The following is a 17078-nucleotide window of genomic DNA, read 5'->3' as shown; positions in this document are numbered from 1 at the left end:
TCAACGCCTCACGGTAGAGAATTTGGAAAAGCGGGTGAAAAGCTGGATCAGCCCCATGCAGGCCCAGGTAATGGCAAAGGCCACCACCGCGAGCGCCGACGGCTCGTAGGCGCGGTTGCCGCCCATCCAGACCATGTACGGACCGAAGGACCCGACGTTGAGCAACGCGGCGAAAACATATTCACCGATGACGATCGCGAAGGTCAGAAAAGCCCCTGAGAGTACCGAGACGAAGACGTTCGGCAGGATGACGACGGCGAGAATGCGCGCCCAACCGGCCCCAAGGCTCTGTGCCGCCTCCGTCAGGCTGCCGATATCGATGGTGCGAAGGCCCGTGTCCACCGAGCGATACATGTAAGGTAGCGACAACGTCGCATAGCCGAACAGAAGCAGGAGGTTGGTGCCCCACCAGCTTCCCGTCAGCGGCAGGGCCGAGGACGTGTTGTAGATGCGGATATAGCCGAAGACGATGACGATCGGCGGAATGACCAGCGGCAGCAGCGTCAGGAACTCGACGATCGGGCGCAACCCGGGAAAACGCAGCCGCACGAAATAGGCGGTCGGGACCACGATCAGGATGCCGAGTGCAATCGTCAGCAGTGCCAACACCACCGAATAGCCAAAGGTCTGCTGGAATTGCGGATCGGCCAGCACGACACGATAGGCTTCGAAGCTGTAGCCATCGCGCTGCATGCGCATGGAAAAATCGAACATGCCGACGAGCGGCAGCAGGAAGTAGAGCCCGCCCAAGGCGACGGCGAGCCAGGACCAGAGGCGTCTCTCCGTCATTTGACCCACCTTTCCGCACGCATGCGCAGGAGGATGTAGATCGCGTTGGCAATGGCGGTCAGCAGGATCATGGCAAAGGCGATGGCGTAGCCCAGATGCGGATCGTTGAGCACGTCGCCGCGGATCTGCGCAAACAGTACGATCGGCGCGATCGAGAGTGATGAGCCGGTCAGTGCGATTGCGGTCGCAACAGCACCAAAGGCATTGGCAAAAAGCAGAGCGAGCGTGCCGAGAAGCGAGGGCCACAGCACCGGCAACGCCACCAGTCGCCAGTATTGAAAACCGCTGGCGCCAAGGCTTTCCGCCGCCTCCCGCCATTCGCGCCGCAGCCCCTCCAGTGCTGGCGTGATGATCAGCACCATCAGCGGAATCTGGAAATAGAGATAGGTAAGTGCCAGCCCGAGAAACGAGACGATGTTGAAGCCGGCCCCGTAAAGATTGATGCCGAACCAATGGCGCAACAGCATGGTCACGAAACCGAGGCGGCCGAGTGTTGCGATAAAGGCGAAGGCGAGTGGCACACCGGCAAAATTCGAGGCGACGCCCGAGAAAGTGAGGATGGCATTGCGCAACGGGCGCGGAAGGCCACCGAGGGTTATGGCGGCAGCGATCAGGAAACCGAAAAGACATCCAAGTACTGCGGTCAGCAGGCTGAGCTCGATCGAAATCCAGAAGGCCGACCGTATCGAGGGCGCCAGAAGCTTGCCAAGGTTCTCAAGCGTCACCTGTCCCTCAGCGTTGCGGAACGCGCCAAGCACGATGTTGAGAGTGGGTAGGATGAGGAAGAGCGTGGCAAAGAGGAAGAAAGGGGCAACCCCGAGCCAGCTGAGGACCTGCCGCGGCTTGAAGGCCGCCGGCAGGGATGCGACGCTTGTCGTCATCGGATTTGTCCCTGGAATAAATTGCGCCAAAGGCTGGCGAGAGGCCTCCTGACAGGTAAGCCTCCGGCCGACCGGGAGAGTTATTTCACGTTGGCGCCGACCACCTTGTCCCAGCCCTCGACCACCGCGGTCTTGTTGGCGGAAAGTTCATCGACTGTCGGGAAGATTGCCTTTTCATAGGCTTCGGCCGGCGGCAGCTTGTCGAGCAGCTCCTGCGGGAACTTGCCGGCCTTCAGCATGGCGTTGAAACGCGCGGGGTGGCAGTAGCCCTTCAGCCAGGCGGTCTGACCCTCGTCGGAATAGAGATATTCCATCCAGAGCTTGGCGGCGTTCGGGTGCGGCGCATAGGCCGAGATCGCCTGCACATAGACGCCGGCGACGACTCCGCTTGCCGGCACGACCACGTCCATCGGCGGATTGCCGTTCAGCGCGTCGCGCCAGGCCAGCAGATTGTAGTCCCAGGCAGCGACAATCGGCGTTTGCCCCTGTGCGATCGTGCCGGCCTTGCCGAGCACTGGCACGAAGTTGCCGGACTTGTTCAGTTCGGCAAAAAGCTCAAGGCCCTTGCCGCCGGATTCCGCTCCAGGCTTGGCGCCTCGCGCGATGCCTGCCGACATCAGCGCCAGGATCGCCTGCGCCGAGGACCGCGGGTCGCCGGTCAGCGCCACGGCCCCGGAGTATTCGGACTTCGACAGATCCGACCAGTCGGCCGGTGCGGACTCAAGCAGGTCCTTGTTCACACCGAATGCCATGACGCCGTAGTAGTCGCCGTACCAATAGCCCTTCTCGTCCTTGATGTTGTCAGGGATTTCGTCCCAGGTCGCCACCTTGTATGGTTGAAGCAGGCCCTCCTGCGCGGCGGCCGGCGCAAAGGCCAGGCCGAGATCGACGACGTCTGGTGCCTGCGAGCCCGTATTGCCCTTGTTCGCCCGGATCGCTTCCAGCTCATCGGCCGTGCCGGCATCGGGGTTCAGCTCGTTGACCTCGATGCCCGGATATTTCGCCTTGAAGTCGGCGATAACCTCTCCGTAGTTGCACCAGTCATGGGGCAGCGCGATGACTGTCAGCGTGCCTTCCTTGGTGGCGGCTGCCACGAGTTCTTGCGAAGCCTCGGCGCGGGCGATACCCGGCAGCGCCGCGGCCAGGGCAAGGGTGGAGATGAAGGCGCGGCTCGTTGCGCGCGATAGAAGTCTCTTCATGGTTTCCTCCTGTTGACCGTCTGCGACGGATCGTGGGCGATGGCTACTTCTGTCCTTGCATCCGGTCGTCGGCACCGCCGTCAGTTCCGGTTCCCCCGCACCTTGTCTGCGTCCTGCGGAGGGCTGCATCGGTGCGTTTTCGTGTAGGGACAGGATGTAACAATTGGACAACGAATAAACGTCCATTATGGTGAAATTGACTGTACCAATTTTGGAGATGCATCGGTGGTCAAACAGCTTGAAGGCCCGATCCTGCCTTTCCTTCGCCTCGATGCCGCGATCGCCCTGCCGAAATTCCGCCAGGTGCAGGATCAGTTGCGCATGGCGATCCTCAAGGGACACCTGCGTGCCGGAACACGCCTGCCTGCGAGCCGCATCCTTGCCGGGGAGTTGGGCCTGTCGCGCCAGACCTTGGTGCGAGTGCTCGATAACCTGAAAGCAGAGGGCTATCTGGAAGCCCGACAGGGAGCCGGCACCTTCGTGTCGGCGGCCTTGCCCCGCCAATCCGCGAAACACCGGTTCACCCCAACTCCGCGGGATGCCGCAGAGACTGCACCGCCGCGCCTGTCGCGTATTGGCGAGCTGTCACGCCGGATGTCAGCCGATATCGGCCAGATGGAAGACAGGCCTTTCCTCCCCAACCGTCCGGCGCTCGACCGGTTTCCCTTTGCCGTCTGGCGGAAATGCTGGAATTCGGTGACGCGCGGCGGCAAGGCCGTGGCCATGGGCTATGGCGACGTTGCGGGCGAGCTGGTTCTGCGGCAGAGGATTGCCGAATATCTGGCCCTGCATCGGCGCGATCCCTGCGATCCCGAGCAGATCGTCATCACGCCGGGCGGGCATGCCGCCTTCACGCTCGCAGTCCTGGCGCTCGCCGATCCTGGCGACGGGATATGGTTCGAAAACCCGGGGCCCGTCACCACCAGCAACCTGTTCCGCACGCTCGAGCTGCGGCTGTGCCCAACGAATGTCGACGCAGACGGTTTGGATGTCGAAGGAGCCATGGCTCGTTATCCCGATGCGCGGCTCGCCTTCGTCATGCCATCGCGCCACCACCCGCTCGGTGTCACACTGTCGCTGCCGCGCCGGCTTGCCCTCCTCGAATGGGCGCGAGCAAACGATACCTGGATCATCGAGGACGATTACGACAGCGAATTCCGTTATGACGGCGCGCCGCTTCCCTCCATGCGCTCCATCGACAGCAACGGACGCGTGATCTATGCCGGCAGCTTCAGCAAAGCGCTCTATCCGGGTCTGCGTATCGGCTATCTCGTCTTGCCACCGCAACTGATCGGTGCTTTCCGCAACCTGTCGGCACTGATCCATCGCAGCGTGCCGGTCGAAACCCAGCTCGCGCTCGCCGAGTTCATCGGCGGCGGACATTTTGCCAGTCATCTGCGCCGCATGCGTGGCCTTTATGCCGAGCGCCGCGAGGCGTTCATGCAAGCCGGGCGGGACGTCCTTGCAGGACTTGCCCGCGTTGACTGTTCCGAAAGCGGGCTCAACGCACTCGCTTGGCTGCAAGACGGTCGTGAAGACCAGGCCTCGCACCGCGCCGTGCTCGATGCGGGACTGCAATGCTATCCGCTGTCGGACTACACGATCGCGACGCCTCAGCCGGCTGCGCTCATTCTCGGCTATGCCGGTGTTCCGGCGGATCGGATGAGACCTCTTCTTCTTCGGCTGGCCGAAGCGATCGCCCGAACGTAAGCCAACATCGGGAGCGGAGGCGAGGAGCCTCTCGACCGCCAAACTGCTTCTGTCAGGTGCCTATACGACTTCCTGCCCGGTCGCTACGCGGACGAATGGGTGCACAGTGGCCGGCTTCGGCTGCGCGCCCCGGAGCGCATGACCTTCGCGGACATGTTCCACATCGCTCACCACCTGGAGTTCAATTTCGTTTGAGGCGCAATGCTTCGAGGCCGCCAGAGGCCCGACAAAGGGAAGTGGCGGCTCACCAGGCGACGGCGAAGCGTCGCTCTCCGCGACGGATTGCTCGCAGCAGCCCTCCAGGCGATCGGAACCGATGAGCGTGAACCCGCAAAATTGACCGCGACGGCATTTCAATCTCCGACGCTTAAGCCTCGGAGACAAAAGGGCATCGGCAACTGGCAAGGACCCTGATCCCTCTGCCGCTGCATTCTTCGGATTTGACAAGCCCGATCCTCGCCCCAGTTCATGGAGATGGCTTTAAGTGAGGTCGTGCGCAGCAACGCACAACGAACAGCAGCACTGGTCAAATGGACCCTCGGCCGGGAACGACCGCGCCGGAGCAGCCCTGTTTCCTCCATGCGCAGCTTCTGGGGCCTGTTGCTGGCCTACTGGCTCTCCGAACGTTGGCGCGAGGCATGGGGCTTAACCTTTCTCATCCTGCTGCTCACCGGATTGTCGGCGCAAGCAAGCGTCTACTTCGCCCTGACGTCCGGCGAGCTCGTCAATCGGATCGCCAACTTTCACCACCCCACCGTGCCCACCACGCCTTCGTCGCTCCTGATCACCGCGGCAACGCTCGCGGCGATCGCGATCATCAGGGATGCCGGGTTCACTGCGGTCCGCCATTTCTTCTCGACCACACTCCACCGGAAATGGCGCCAGTGGCTGGATGAACGCTTCAACCAGGCGCTGCTCGATTCCAACCATACCCATTTCCACCTTCAGCAGAACGGATTTGGCGCCGCGACCGAAGGCGAGAGCTCGTCGCCCGACAACATCGACCAGAGGGTACAGGAAGCCATAAAGGGCATGACAGGAGGTGCCATCGGTCTTGGCGTGGGCATCGCCGGCGTCGTGCTGTCGCTTGGCTTCGTCGGGAGCAAACTGATCGAAACATCGAGCCCCGTCAGGGGGCTTGATCTGCTCGGCAGCTACGGCAGCGCCTGCCTGATGTTTCTGGCGATCGCGATCTACGTGCCGCTCAATACGTTCATCGCAGCCAAACTCGGCAGTGTCCTGCAGGGCCTGTCCACACGCATTCAATCGGCCGAGGGCAGCTATCGCAGCGAATTGAACCAATTGTTGCACCGTAGTTTTCATGTTGCGGTCATCAAGGGCGAACCGGCGCAGAAGGCCATCAACGGGCGCCGATATCGCGAGATCGACCACACCTGGACGAGGCTCAACCGCGTGACCGCCGGCTACATGGGCTTCGAGCTGGTGCATAATTTCCTCGGCTCACGCATCGTTGCCTATGCGCCAGGGCTACTCCCCTACGTCGACAAAACGATCAGCCTGCAGGACTATGTCACCGGCGCCGAGCTGGCGACGGCTCTGATCAACGAATGCTCGTGGTTCATCCATGCGATGCCCGACATCGCGACGCTCAGGGCGAATGCACACCGGATCACCGAGCTTGCCCAAGCAATAGAAGCGGTGCAGCAGCCGCAGGATTACTATGCTCGCAGCGGCCCCTCGGTGTTCGAGTACAAGACCCAGGACACCGCGCGCGGACTTACGATCCAAGCGGTCGAGCTCATGCATGCCGGCGATGACCAGGCTTTCCTGACCGCTGACGAACTGAATTTCCTTCCCGGAGAGTGGACCTTGGTGGTCGGTGAATCTGGAAGCGGCAAGACTTCGCTTCTGAAGGCAATCAACGGTCTGTGGGCACACGGACGCGGCACGATCACGACGCCGGAGAACGTGCGAAGCCTCTACGCTGCCCAGGACGTCAAGCTCCAGGGTGTTTGCCTGAAGGATCTCGTCTGCCTGCCGGATGAGGCTGACGCCCATGACGTCGCCTCTGTCGTATCGGCGTTGGAGGAAGCCGGGCTCGAAGAAATTACGGAAGGGCTTTCGAGCGATGGTCGCGATGGGCAGAACTGGGACAAGCTTCTGTCGGGAGGCGAGAAGCAGAAACTGGTCCTTGCGAGAATCCTGCTATTAAGGCCAGGCCTGCTCTTCCTCGACGAGGCGACAAGCGCCCTTGATAGCGACGCGGTTCGGGCGTTCCATCAATCGATCAAGGGCCATTGCCCGGAGGCGACGGTGATCGCCGTTATGCACGACACCTCGTCGATCCAGTCAGAAAGCGGGGTCGATTTCTTCGATAGCGTGCTCACCATCGACAACGGCATCGCGACGAAAACGCCAATTACCGACTGGCGCGATACGCAGGAGTAGCTGCCACCGGCGGCCCGCCCTATTTCTTGGGTCATGTGCCGCGCATTCATTTTGTGACGCGGCGTGAACAGCGATCAAATTCCCCCGAAGCTAGGAGCCCCAATGCGTATTGCCCTCCTTGTCAACGCACTCGAAACCGAAGCGCCGGCCTATACGACGACCGCATTGGCGCTTGCCGCGCTCTCTCGCGGACACGAGGTTCTTTACGTCACGCCTGGTGATTTTATCCTGCGCCCTGACGATACACTGATGATACGGGCGGCCGGTTTCGTCGGCACGCGACCGAAGAAGCCCGAGACGCTCTTGCGAGCACTTACGGACGCCGACAAAACCATCGTCAACGTCGAAGAAGTGGACGTTCTGCTGCTTCGCAACGATCCGTCGGAGGACGCCGAAAACCGACCCTGGGCATCTCACGCCGGGGCGAATTTCGGCCGTCTCGCCGCGGAGCGCGGTACGATCGTTGTCAACGATCCCTGCGGCTTGGCATTGGCCCAGGACAAGCTCTACTTCCAGGATTTCCCGGTGACCGTTCGCCCGACAACCTTGATCTCCAAGGACATCGATGAAATCCGTACGTTCATTGACAGCCACTCCGAGGGGGTGATCATCAAACCGTTGCAGGGTTCTGGCGGTCGAAACGTCTTCCGGGTGGGTACCAGCACGGAGGGCAATCTTACCCAAATTGTCGAGGCTGTCGGCGTCGTCGGCTATCTTATCGTGCAGAGCTACCTTCCGAAGGCGTCGGACGGCGATACGCGGTTGTTCCTGATGAACGGACGACCGCTGCACAGGGGCGACGTCTATGCTGCGTTCAGACGCGTGCCGCCCAAGGGAGACGTCCGGTCCAACATCCACGCAAGCGGCACTCCAAAGCCGGCCCACATTACGAAGGAGATGCTGGCGATCGCCGAGACGCTACGGCCGAAGCTGGTTGAAGACGGCATGTTCCTGGTCGGCCTTGATATCGTCGGCGACAAGCTTCTCGAGATCAACGTATTCACGCCTGGCGGCCTCCAGACCATTCGCGAACTCCTCGACATCGATTTCTGCGACGAGATATTGGACTCGCTGGAAAACAAGGTGGATATCAAAAAGACCTATCGGGGATCACTCAGCAATCGGATCCTGTCAACGCTTTGAATTGGCGGCCCAATCCGTCGCGCGCTCCACTTTCGCGCAATGTGTTGACGGAACAGAACCGCCGATCCGGATGTTACTGTCCGCGAGTGGCAGGCAGAGCCCGTTTGCCGCATAGGGCGACAAAGGAGATAGCGTTTCTGTGAATTTTCTACACCAGATTGTCTCTGACGTGCAGTTGATGCTTCGCCGGCCGCCGCGCATGCAGTACGCGGCCTTGTGTTATCGCTTTCGCAAAGACAACACACTGGAGATCCTTCTCATTACCAGCCGGGACACCGGACGCTGGGTCATTCCGAAGGGCTGGCCGATGAAAGGAAAGCGCGCGCATGAGGTGGCTGCGAGAGAAGCCTTTGAAGAGGCTGGCGTGAAGGGCCCCTGCCAGAGGTTTCCTTTCGGCCACTACTTCTACAAGAAGAGGCTGGACCATGGGCTCAAGATCTCCTGCAGGGTTCAACTCCACCCCCTGGAAGTCACGCGCATGCGCGGGAAATTCCCCGAGAAGGGAGAGCGAAAGCTCGCCTGGTTCGACTATCGGGAAGCGGCGAAGCGTGTCGCCGAGCCTTCGCTGCGCGACCGGATACTCCGTTTCGGACAGCAACGCGTTCCCTAGAGCCCCGCGCGTTTGGTTTCCAGAGCATCTTTCCGCTTCAAGTGATTCCACTTGAATGCGGGATGCTCTAGTGGACGCTGGCGACCTTGACGGCGTGGGCGAAATCTTCCGCCACCAGCTCACTGATCGCGATCAACACCTCCTCCACCGAAAACCCGGAGTCGATCGTCTCGCGGATCAAAAGCTGGAGGTCAAGTTCAACGACGTCCCGGCAATCCTCGAGCCGTTCCTCAGATACCGTGATGCTCTGCAGTTCTTCCATCGCGAGACTCCTCTTGACGTGGATTCTGCTGGTTCGCCCTCGCAAGCTTGTTCGCACGACCTTCCAACCCTTGGGAGGAGGTTTGAGTTCCGGCGAGAACTCCTCGAAGAGATCAAAGAAAGAGATTCGCTGCAACGCCTTGCGGTCGCATTGAGCCGCCTACCGGTCGCGGTTGCCTTGACGGCGTGACCGCCCTGCATCTCTCGACGGTTCTTCCGGCCCTTCCCAGCCAAAGACGCTGCGACCGCCGAACTCTTGCGATTGTCGAAACTCGCCGGCCACGATCTCCTTGAGATCCGGGCCGGTCACGTATCTCTCGAACTGGCGAGCCTGATCGTCGAGGCGCTTGAGAACCTGCATCTCTTCGTCACGACCGAGCTTCGCTTTCGACACGGCGGACTTCATCACCCGGATTGTCTCGTCGTAGACTTTCAGGGGGACCGGGAATGGGTGGCGATCCTTGCCTCCGTGGGCGAGCGAGAAGCGCGCCGGATCGGCGAACCGGCATGGCGCACCGTGCACCACTTCGGCCACCATCGCCAGCGCCTTGACGGTGCGCGCCCCAACGCCCGGCACCAGCAGGAGATGCTCGAAATCCTCTGGGCCACGGTCGGCGGCCGCAGCGAGCGTGGCATGCAGGCGTTTCATATTGACGTCTTCTTCGCGCACGTCGTGATGTTCAGGCATAATCAGATGCGGCAGCATTGGCTGCGCGCTTTGCTTAGTCACCCGCCTTGGCTCGATGGCTGCGACCTCCCGGACGATCCGATCCGGCCCCAGCGAAGCCAGAAGATCGAGCTGGCTATTGCGCGAGGCCGCGGCGCGGCGGTCGGCAAGGTTGACGATCTCGCCCTGCCGCGCGCCTTCGATCGCCGTGTGGGGCGAATCCACGAAGCTGGTGATCCCCTCCGAAAGCCAATGGTAGCGCCGGGCCTGCCGCTTTTCGCCGTTCATGCCCTGTTGCACGATGACCCATTTGCCGTCGTCGGTGACGATAAAACCGTGCAGGTAAAGGTCGAAGCCGTCTTGAACTGCTGCACTGTCGACCTTTGCGACGAGGCGGCTGGTTGTCGCCAGGCCACTTCCATCGAGGCCCACGCGCTCGCCAATTGCAATCAGCTCGCCGGGGGTCTCCCGGGAATTCCGCCCTCGACCGCCACAGACATGAATACCGAGTTCGCCTGACAGAGGCGACAAACCACGCTTCAGGGCGCCGATGACGCTGGTGGTGATGCCGGAAGAGTGCCAGTCCATGCCCATGACGCATCCGAAAGACTGAAACCAGAACGGATGTGCCAACCGCCGAAGAAACTCGTCTCGACCATATTCGATGACGATCGCCTGGGTGATGATCGCACCAAGTTTCGTCATGCGCTCGCCAAGCCACCGGGGAACCCGGCCACCGTGAAGCGGAAGATCTGCACTGCCTGCTCTCTGGACCATCCGGCTCTTATACACCGGCAGATGGTGCAGTCACACAGGAAAGTTCTCTAAACGTTCTCATTTGCGCCGGCAGTCGGCGAGACCACGGTCGCAAGCCGAATGGTCATGACGAGACCTTGCCCCCATGAAGGTTCGACTTCGCCAGCTTGAGTAAAACCTCAGCGCCACGACCTACACTACCTTTGCGCTTAAGATAGGGTTCAGCAATCGGCGATATGCTCCGCACCAAATGGCATTTGAACAGGTTGCAGAATGAGTGAGTTCCAAAACAGAGCTGTTCGATTGATGGTTGCCTCCTTAGGCGATGCTTCGACCAGCGATATCTCCGTACGTCGCACGAACGTTCTGACGACTGCGCTGGAACTCTATGTTGTTGCCTTGGGGGGATCGCACGAGCAGCTTGAGACCGCCATCGCGAAAAAGGAAAGCGACGCGCCGAGACGTATTTGGTAATCGGCGATCTGATGATGGAGATTAAGCCACATTCACGACATCGACGTCACGCAGGCAGCGCACAATGCTCTCGACAGCGGCTTCCGTGAAAGGACTTCCGCCTAAACTCCGCCCCTCCCGGTCGGCTTCCCGCTTCTCCGGCACCGCGTAGCAATGGTCAGTTAGAAGCGGGCGGCCAGGAAGTTCAATTGGACGTTCAGCCAATACCGGGCCTGTCTGGTCGCGGATTGAACCTCATGCCCAAACTCCTGGGTGTAGCGGCCTTCACACATCGTCGTGTCGACCACCCACAATCCGCCCGCGTAAATCGCCATCAGCAGGAAACCGCGCATGGCGGAGCAGAATGAACATTCGATATTTCTAAATTATTAATGCGGGACGTGATCCGCGATTTATGTCGAGCGGACCGCCTCCGGTCGGCTACCGCCCACGCCCGCGTCCAAAAAAAGAGCCTCCACTAGCCAAGCAGAGGCCCAGAGTCAGGCTTGCGATTGGCCGCTGCAGCGGGGACTGCGACGTCGGCGCAACCGCAATCGGAAAAGGCTGACAGAGGCTTCATCCGAAGGCAATGAACCTAAACGGTCTATCGGATAACCAGCCAGGGCTAGACGGAACACCTCCACGGCAGTAGCGATTGAACGCCCACAGGCGATCCGCTGGCGTGCGCGCGAGATTGTGCGGCGGCCTCCGCGCTCACGGCCCAATGATGATTTGATCGCTCAGCGTTACCTTCTCGAAGTCATTGATCAGAACATCGGCACGTACCTGCCAGGTGCCCGCCAGCGGTATGTTCACGCGCTCGATCCGCCAATCTGCGTCGCCGCTCCGCGCTGCCGCACGTTTGAACGGCTCGATGCCGGAATCAGGCTTGGATAGGACGAGCGTCACCTCCTTGGCGGCAAGCGGTTCGACTTCGCCCGTGGCGAGGTTGATCGATACGTCGACCTCGCCCACCCGTCCGGGCAAGACCTCAACGAGGACCATCGCCTTGTCCGTGTGGATGTGAACGCTTGCAGGCCGAACCGCCAGAGCTAAGAGCACGCGCGACGGCGGCGTGAAGCGCCAGCAAGAAACGGCGCCGAAGATCAGGACGACGATCAGTGTTTCCGCGGCGATCGAGCGGACCAGCCGCTTCGCCGAAGCCCGCTCGCCAGCCATTACCGGTTCCGTCAGGCGCCAGCGATTTGCAAGCGCCAACAGAAACAGTCCGAACAGCAACGCCATCTTGACCATGAGCACCTGGCCATAGGCAGTTTCCAGCAGCGCTTGCGGCTTCTCCACCTGCACAAAGGCCAAGATGAAACCCGCCACGATAAGAACAACGAGCACGTAAGGGACGAACGCCGAGAACCGGCCGAGCGCCTGAAGAGCCATCGGGTCTTCGCGCCGCAACGCGAGGCCCAGGGGAGCGAGCGCTCCAACCCAGAGACTTATCGTGGCGACGTGCAGGAAGACCGCCGGACGCATCAGCCATTGCGGCTCGGCTGTCGATGCATGGCCGCTCAGCGACAAGGCGACGGATGACGCGATCAGCGCGACGAGAGATGACAGTCGAGCAGACCGACCCTTCGCCGGCAGAGCGATGGCGGCCACACAAAAGGCAGCGAAGGCGGCAATGGCCGTACCGCCGAAGCTGGTTGCCATCGCCGTGGACCAAACGACCGGCTCGACAATTTGCGTCACGGAAACGCCCAGTGCATCGAGCCCCTGAAAACCCACAGCGGCAAGTGCGCCGAGAAGCCCTATACCGAGCGCTGCTGCAACGACTTTGCACCCTGATCGCGAGCCAAAGAGCAGCCAGTGGCGCGAAAACACACCGCCGACGCCGATGAACAGCCCCACGTAAAGCGCGAGCTTCGATAGGAGGAGACCGGCGCGCACGGCCCAGTCGATCTCGTCTTCGTTCATGAACGGAGCGGTGCTGGCCGCGCCGACAGAAAAGACGACCGATCCACCGATCGGATGCCCGTCGGTAGAGGTCACGCGCCAGCTGAGCACATGTGTGCCGTGCCCAAGATCGGATGGCGCCGCGATCACGACCACTCGATCCTTCAGGTCGAACCGCTCGAGCGGGATCGCTGTTCCATCCGGTCTGACGAGCTTTAAGGACAACGGCGAAACCGGCTCGCTGAAGGTCAGCACGTAGACCGATGGCGCGGTGCCGACGACCGCGCCATCCTGCGGTTCACTTGTGTTGAGCGATGCGTGGGCGAAGGTCGCGGCGGCATGCATGAGGATCCCGCAGAGCGCGATCACCACCAGCCTCGCAAGACGAGTGAAGCTCGATGATACCAGCATCATGCGTGATCTCCGGTCACTTGGCCCTCGCCCCCACGTTGCGCTGCTCAGTGCCCGCTTTTCTTTTCAAGCAGCTTGATGCCGGGCGCCGGATATTCGAGATCGTCACTCGACTTGCCTTCTGCCGGGACCTCGATCCAACGCTCGGTCGCGCCATCAGGGCACTCCTGCACCAGCGGCACGTAGAGTGTCTTGCCGACTGGCAGGCCCTCAGTCAGAAACGCGCGGAAGACAAACTCCTCATATTCGTCGTCGGCCAGGCTGCCGCCCTTCCAGACGACCTCGTTCACGCCCTCCTTCATCGGCGTGCCGAAGTAGTCATAGGAATTTTCGTAGGCTCCCTTGACCTTCTCCAGCGTCCAGCCCGGCTTCGGCATCGGCTTTGCGGCGATCATGCCTTCCGGGATCTGAACGCGCAGAGCGATCGTCGGCTTGCCCTCGCATCCATGCGGGACGCGGATGACGGCCTTGTAGGACGCGCCGACATGCGCCTCCGTTGTTTCGAGCGTGGAGTGGGCAAAAGCTGCCGTGGTGCCTATCGCGATGAAGGCAGCGGTGGTGATGAGTTTCGACAACATATGGCTATTCCTTTGAGATTATTGGGCTTGTGTTGGGTCGCGGGAAATCCCCCCGCGGCTGTCAGGGATTGGATGCAGTGATCCGGAAAAGGTTGCCGACATTCTTGGTCGGTGGCGGGCAGCGATCGCACAAGACGGTCAGTGCACGGGTCCCCGTTGGCTCAAGACCGGCCTGCAGTCAGGCTTGGAGCACACGACAGGGACGTCGGGAGGCGTCGAAGATCGTCGCGATGGACCGGCGGACGCCAGGGGAGGATATCCCTCCCCCCGACATAGGCTGGAGCGAACGCAACCGATCAGGCGAGCAGCCGAGGGGGCGCGCGAGGATAACCGAGGCGATGCTCGCCCGCCGGCAACGGCTCTGCCGCGGACCAAAACGTGTGCACCGCCGACGCGACTTGGTGGTTAAGATCGTCGCCAGGCTGCGGAGTCGCCGCCAAGACCTGCGAGGACACGCAACATCCAAGAAGGCAGCAATCGGCAGCCTTGCCATGGCCGCCGTCGTGATTGCCGTTGCTGGCGTGATCCGCGCTGATGCACAGTGCATTGCCGAAAGCGTCGAGTTGCGAGAAGGCAGGCATCGAGCTGAAGGCAAATGCGCCGGCGACCGATTGCAGCACGAACAGGCAGGCAGCGATGAACGCCAGTCCCCAACCGTTGCGTCGCCTCACCACAATCAAGCTCCTTCTACGCTGTCTCCGAAAATGTCCGGAGCCACCGCATAGCTAGCCGGTACGCCCGCCCCCTTCCTTGCTCCACAGCAAGCATCCGCGTGAAGTCCAACGTACCGGACAGTCGAGCGCCGCTATTCTTCGGGCTCCCCGGCAAGAACAGACCTGCCGCAACCAGGGAGCGCGCCGCCGCCTGACAAGCGTAATCAAACTTTCATTTTTCCATCATGCAGATTGGCAAGGACTGTCACACTCAACTGTTAGCAAGCGCCCGGCTTCATTCGTGCCACCGATCCCGCCAATCTGCAAGGAGCGTTTTGCAATGAGAGTCTCCGTCACTACGTCCGTATTCATCGGCCTGATGGCAAGCGTCGCGTTTGGCGCGTCGGCGGCCGCAGCCGAAAAGACGAAGTTCGAATTCTGGTACGGCCTTTCGGGTGATCTTGGCGAACGTGTCCAGGATGCCTGCAAGAAGTTCAACGACAGCCAGTCCGAGTTCGAGATCGTCTGCACCTCTCAAAATGGATACGACACGACCCTGCAGAACACGATTGCCGCCTACCGCGCCAAGAAGCAGCCGGCAATCACCCAGATCTATGATGCCGGCACCCTGGACATGATGCTGTCGGGCGCATTCGTGCCCGCCAAGAAGCTGATGGCCGACAACGGCTACACCATCGACTGGAACAACTATTTCGGCGGCATCGCCAACTATTACGCCACGGCAAAAGGCGAGCTGAATTCCTTCCCGTTCAACTCCTCGACGGCCATGTTCTATTACAACGTCGACGCCTTCCAGAAGGCCGGCATCGACTTCAAGCCGGACACCTGGGAACAGGTCGAGGAAGCTGCCCGCAAGCTGAAGGCCGCCGGTCACGAATGCCCGCTCGCCTTCAATTTCGACACCTGGCCGCTGATGGAGCAGTTCTCGGCCATCCACAACCAGCCGCTCGCCACCAAGGCCAACGGTTACAACGGGTTGGACGCCGAGCTTGTCGTCAACAAGACCAAGTTCGTCGATCACGTGAAGTTCTTCAAGAAGATGGCCGACGAGAAGCTCTTCGTGGTCAAGACCAAGCAACTCGGCATGGACATCGTCCCCGCCTTCACGTCCCAGACCTGCCAGATGATACAGACCTCGATCGCCGACCACGGCACGATCGGCAAGACCCTTCCCGAAGGTGTGAAGTGGGAAGTCGCCATGTTGCCCGTATGGAAGGGCACGGAGCGGCAGAACTCGCTCGTCGGCGGCGCATCGCTCTGGGTGCTCGCCGGTCGTCCGGAAGCGGAATACAAGGGCGCGGCCGCCTTCCTCAACTACCTTGCGACGCCGGAAATGGCCGAGTGGTGGTCAACGGTGACGGGTTATATCCCGGTGACCAAGACCGGTTTCGACGCCATGAAGGCCAACGGGTTCTACGACAAGGCACCCTACAAGGGGCGTGAACTCGCCATCCAGAGCCTGTCCTTCACCCCGACCTCTGAAAACACCCGCGGCATCCGCCTCGGCGGCTTCACGCAGATCCGCAAGGAGTTCGCGACCGCCCTCGAAGCGATCTTCATGCAGAACGCAGACGTCCAGGCCGAGCTCGACAAGACGGTTGAACGCGGCAACGCCGTTCTGCGTCGCTTCGAGAAGACCTACGCTGGACAGACCCTGAACTAACATCTGATCCGCCCGGAGCCTGCCGCAACATCGGCAGGCTCCGATTTCTATTCTTGCGCATCGGAAATACAACACATGGACAAGCGTGCGGCCTTTCGCAGCTGGTGGCTGCCCAGCCTATTCGCCCTTCCACAGATCATTTTGATCCTGCTCTTTTTCTATTGGCCGGCGGTCGCCGTGTTGCGATGGGCCTTCACGCTGGAGCCGCCATTCGGCGGCGCCGCTGAGTTCGTCGGTTTTGCCAACTTCCAGGAAGTATTCGCCGACCCGCTCTACTGGAACTCGGTTGGCGTCAGCCTGGCATTCGCCCTTTGCGGCACGCTTGCCACCATTTTCATTGGCCTTGTTCTTGCCCTTGCTGTCGACCGGCAGTTGCCGGGCTCCGCACCGTTCCGGTTCCTCTACATTCTGCCTTACGCGATTGCGGGGCCGGCCGCCGGCATGGCTTTCCGTTTCATCCTGTCGCCTGAGCGCGGGCTGATGGCATCGGTCAACGCCACGTTTCCGGATTTCTGGAACCCAGCCAAGTACGGCAGCCATGCCCTTATTCTCGTCATTGTCGTTTTCGCCTGGAAATGGGCGGGCTACACCTTCATCTTCCTTCTTGCTGGTCTGCAGTCGGTCCCTCGATCGCTGATCGAGGCGGCCGCGATGGACGGATGCGGCCCGATCCGCCGCGCAGTCGACATCCAGATCCCGCTGCTGGCGCCAACACTCTTCTTCCTGCTGGTCATCATGATGACCGAAGGTTTCGTCGGTGCCGACACATACGGCATCGTCGCCCGAACCACGGATGGCGGCCCGAACCACGGCACCGACGTGATGGTCTACCGCATCGTCGAAGAGGCGTTCCGCGGCTTGAACTACTCCGGCGCTTCGGCCCAGAGCCTCGTGCTCATAGGCCTCATCATGATCTTCACCTTTATCCAGTTCCGCTTCATCGAGCGCCAAGTCCATTACAAGTGA

At 61.1% G+C, this 17078-nt stretch carries 15 protein-coding genes; 7 read left to right on the top strand and 8 right to left on the bottom strand.

Translation table 11 applies throughout. The features are described 5' to 3' along the window. The 3 genes from ACTJKE_RS26710 to ACTJKE_RS26700 all read right to left on the bottom strand — a co-directional run bounded on the left by ACTJKE_RS26710 (position 1) and on the right by ACTJKE_RS26700 (position 2869). Positions 1–789: an ABC transporter permease gene (locus ACTJKE_RS26710; protein WP_058321891.1), complete on the bottom strand. Its 789-nt coding sequence runs from the start codon at positions 787–789 to the stop codon at positions 1–3. Then, entirely contained in the window at positions 786–1670 is an 885-nt protein-coding gene (locus ACTJKE_RS26705) for an ABC transporter permease (protein ID WP_058321892.1), read from the bottom strand. Before ACTJKE_RS26705 ends, ACTJKE_RS26710 begins: the two co-directional genes overlap by 4 nt. A gap of 80 nt (positions 1671–1750) precedes the next feature. Further along, positions 1751–2869 carry an ABC transporter substrate-binding protein gene (locus ACTJKE_RS26700; RefSeq protein ID WP_058327171.1) on the bottom strand — a complete coding sequence of 373 codons (1119 nt, stop codon included), beginning with the start codon at positions 2867–2869 and terminating at the stop codon, positions 1751–1753. A gap of 225 nt (positions 2870–3094) precedes the next feature. Between ACTJKE_RS26700 and pdxR the strand changes: the two genes are divergently transcribed. From pdxR to ACTJKE_RS26680, 4 genes are all read left to right on the top strand, one after another. Further along, a complete protein-coding gene (gene pdxR, locus ACTJKE_RS26695; RefSeq protein WP_058327172.1) occupies positions 3095–4579 on the top strand; it encodes a MocR-like pyridoxine biosynthesis transcription factor PdxR in 1485 nt (494 codons plus the stop codon). Positions 4580–5158: 579 nt separating this feature from the next. Continuing rightward, a complete protein-coding gene (locus ACTJKE_RS26690) occupies positions 5159–6988 on the top strand; it encodes an ABC transporter ATP-binding protein/permease (protein WP_058327173.1) in 1830 nt (609 codons plus the stop codon). Between the two features lie 102 nt (positions 6989–7090). Beyond that, positions 7091–8131 (top strand): glutathione synthetase, encoded by a 1041-nt coding sequence (locus tag ACTJKE_RS26685; protein ID WP_058327174.1) that lies wholly within the window; start codon positions 7091–7093, stop codon positions 8129–8131. 139 nt (positions 8132–8270) lie between these two features. Beyond that, positions 8271–8741 carry an NUDIX hydrolase gene (locus ACTJKE_RS26680; RefSeq protein ID WP_058327175.1) on the top strand — a complete coding sequence of 157 codons (471 nt, stop codon included), beginning with the start codon at positions 8271–8273 and terminating at the stop codon, positions 8739–8741. Positions 8742–8808: 67 nt separating this feature from the next. Here ACTJKE_RS26680 and ACTJKE_RS26675 read toward each other — a convergent pair whose 3' ends face one another. Both ACTJKE_RS26675 and ACTJKE_RS26670 read right to left on the bottom strand, forming a co-directional pair. Further along, on the bottom strand, positions 8809–9003 hold the full coding sequence (locus tag ACTJKE_RS26675; protein ID WP_057249919.1) for a hypothetical protein: 195 nt from the start codon (positions 9001–9003) through the stop codon (positions 8809–8811). 159 nt (positions 9004–9162) lie between these two features. Further along, positions 9163–10446 (bottom strand): DUF763 domain-containing protein, encoded by a 1284-nt coding sequence (locus ACTJKE_RS26670; RefSeq protein ID WP_057249763.1) that lies wholly within the window; start codon positions 10444–10446, stop codon positions 9163–9165. Between the two features lie 252 nt (positions 10447–10698). On the opposite strand from ACTJKE_RS26670, the gene ACTJKE_RS26665 reads away from it, so the two are divergent. Then, a complete protein-coding gene (locus ACTJKE_RS26665) occupies positions 10699–10899 on the top strand; it encodes a hypothetical protein (RefSeq protein WP_245296086.1) in 201 nt (66 codons plus the stop codon). Between the two features lie 693 nt (positions 10900–11592). Here the strand turns inward: ACTJKE_RS26665 and ACTJKE_RS26660 are convergent. The 3 genes from ACTJKE_RS26660 to ACTJKE_RS26650 form a co-directional block, all read right to left on the bottom strand. Continuing rightward, on the bottom strand, positions 11593–13200 hold the full coding sequence (locus tag ACTJKE_RS26660) for a copper resistance CopC/CopD family protein (RefSeq protein WP_058327176.1): 1608 nt from the start codon (positions 13198–13200) through the stop codon (positions 11593–11595). Positions 13201–13244: 44 nt separating this feature from the next. Continuing rightward, a complete protein-coding gene (locus ACTJKE_RS26655; RefSeq protein WP_440661431.1) occupies positions 13245–13775 on the bottom strand; it encodes a YcnI family copper-binding membrane protein in 531 nt (176 codons plus the stop codon). Between the two features lie 296 nt (positions 13776–14071). After that, positions 14072–14446 (bottom strand): hypothetical protein, encoded by a 375-nt coding sequence (locus ACTJKE_RS26650; protein ID WP_156436856.1) that lies wholly within the window; start codon positions 14444–14446, stop codon positions 14072–14074. Between the two features lie 322 nt (positions 14447–14768). Here ACTJKE_RS26650 and ACTJKE_RS26645 point away from each other — a divergent pair, with 322 nt between their 5' ends. After that, the gene (locus ACTJKE_RS26645; protein WP_113511243.1) at positions 14769–16112 is read left to right on the top strand and encodes an extracellular solute-binding protein; all 1344 of its coding nucleotides are present in this window, start codon (positions 14769–14771) and stop codon (positions 16110–16112) included. 75 nt (positions 16113–16187) lie between these two features. Beyond that, complete coding sequence (locus ACTJKE_RS26640) at positions 16188–17078, top strand: carbohydrate ABC transporter permease (RefSeq protein ID WP_058327180.1); 891 nt, start codon at positions 16188–16190, stop codon at positions 17076–17078.

This window comes from Ensifer sp. 22521, from assembly GCF_052044795.1.
Classification (GTDB): domain Bacteria; phylum Pseudomonadota; class Alphaproteobacteria; order Rhizobiales; family Rhizobiaceae; genus Ensifer.
The sequence above is the reverse complement of the archived record's forward strand: the minus strand, read 5'-3'. Positions and strand labels throughout refer to the sequence as shown.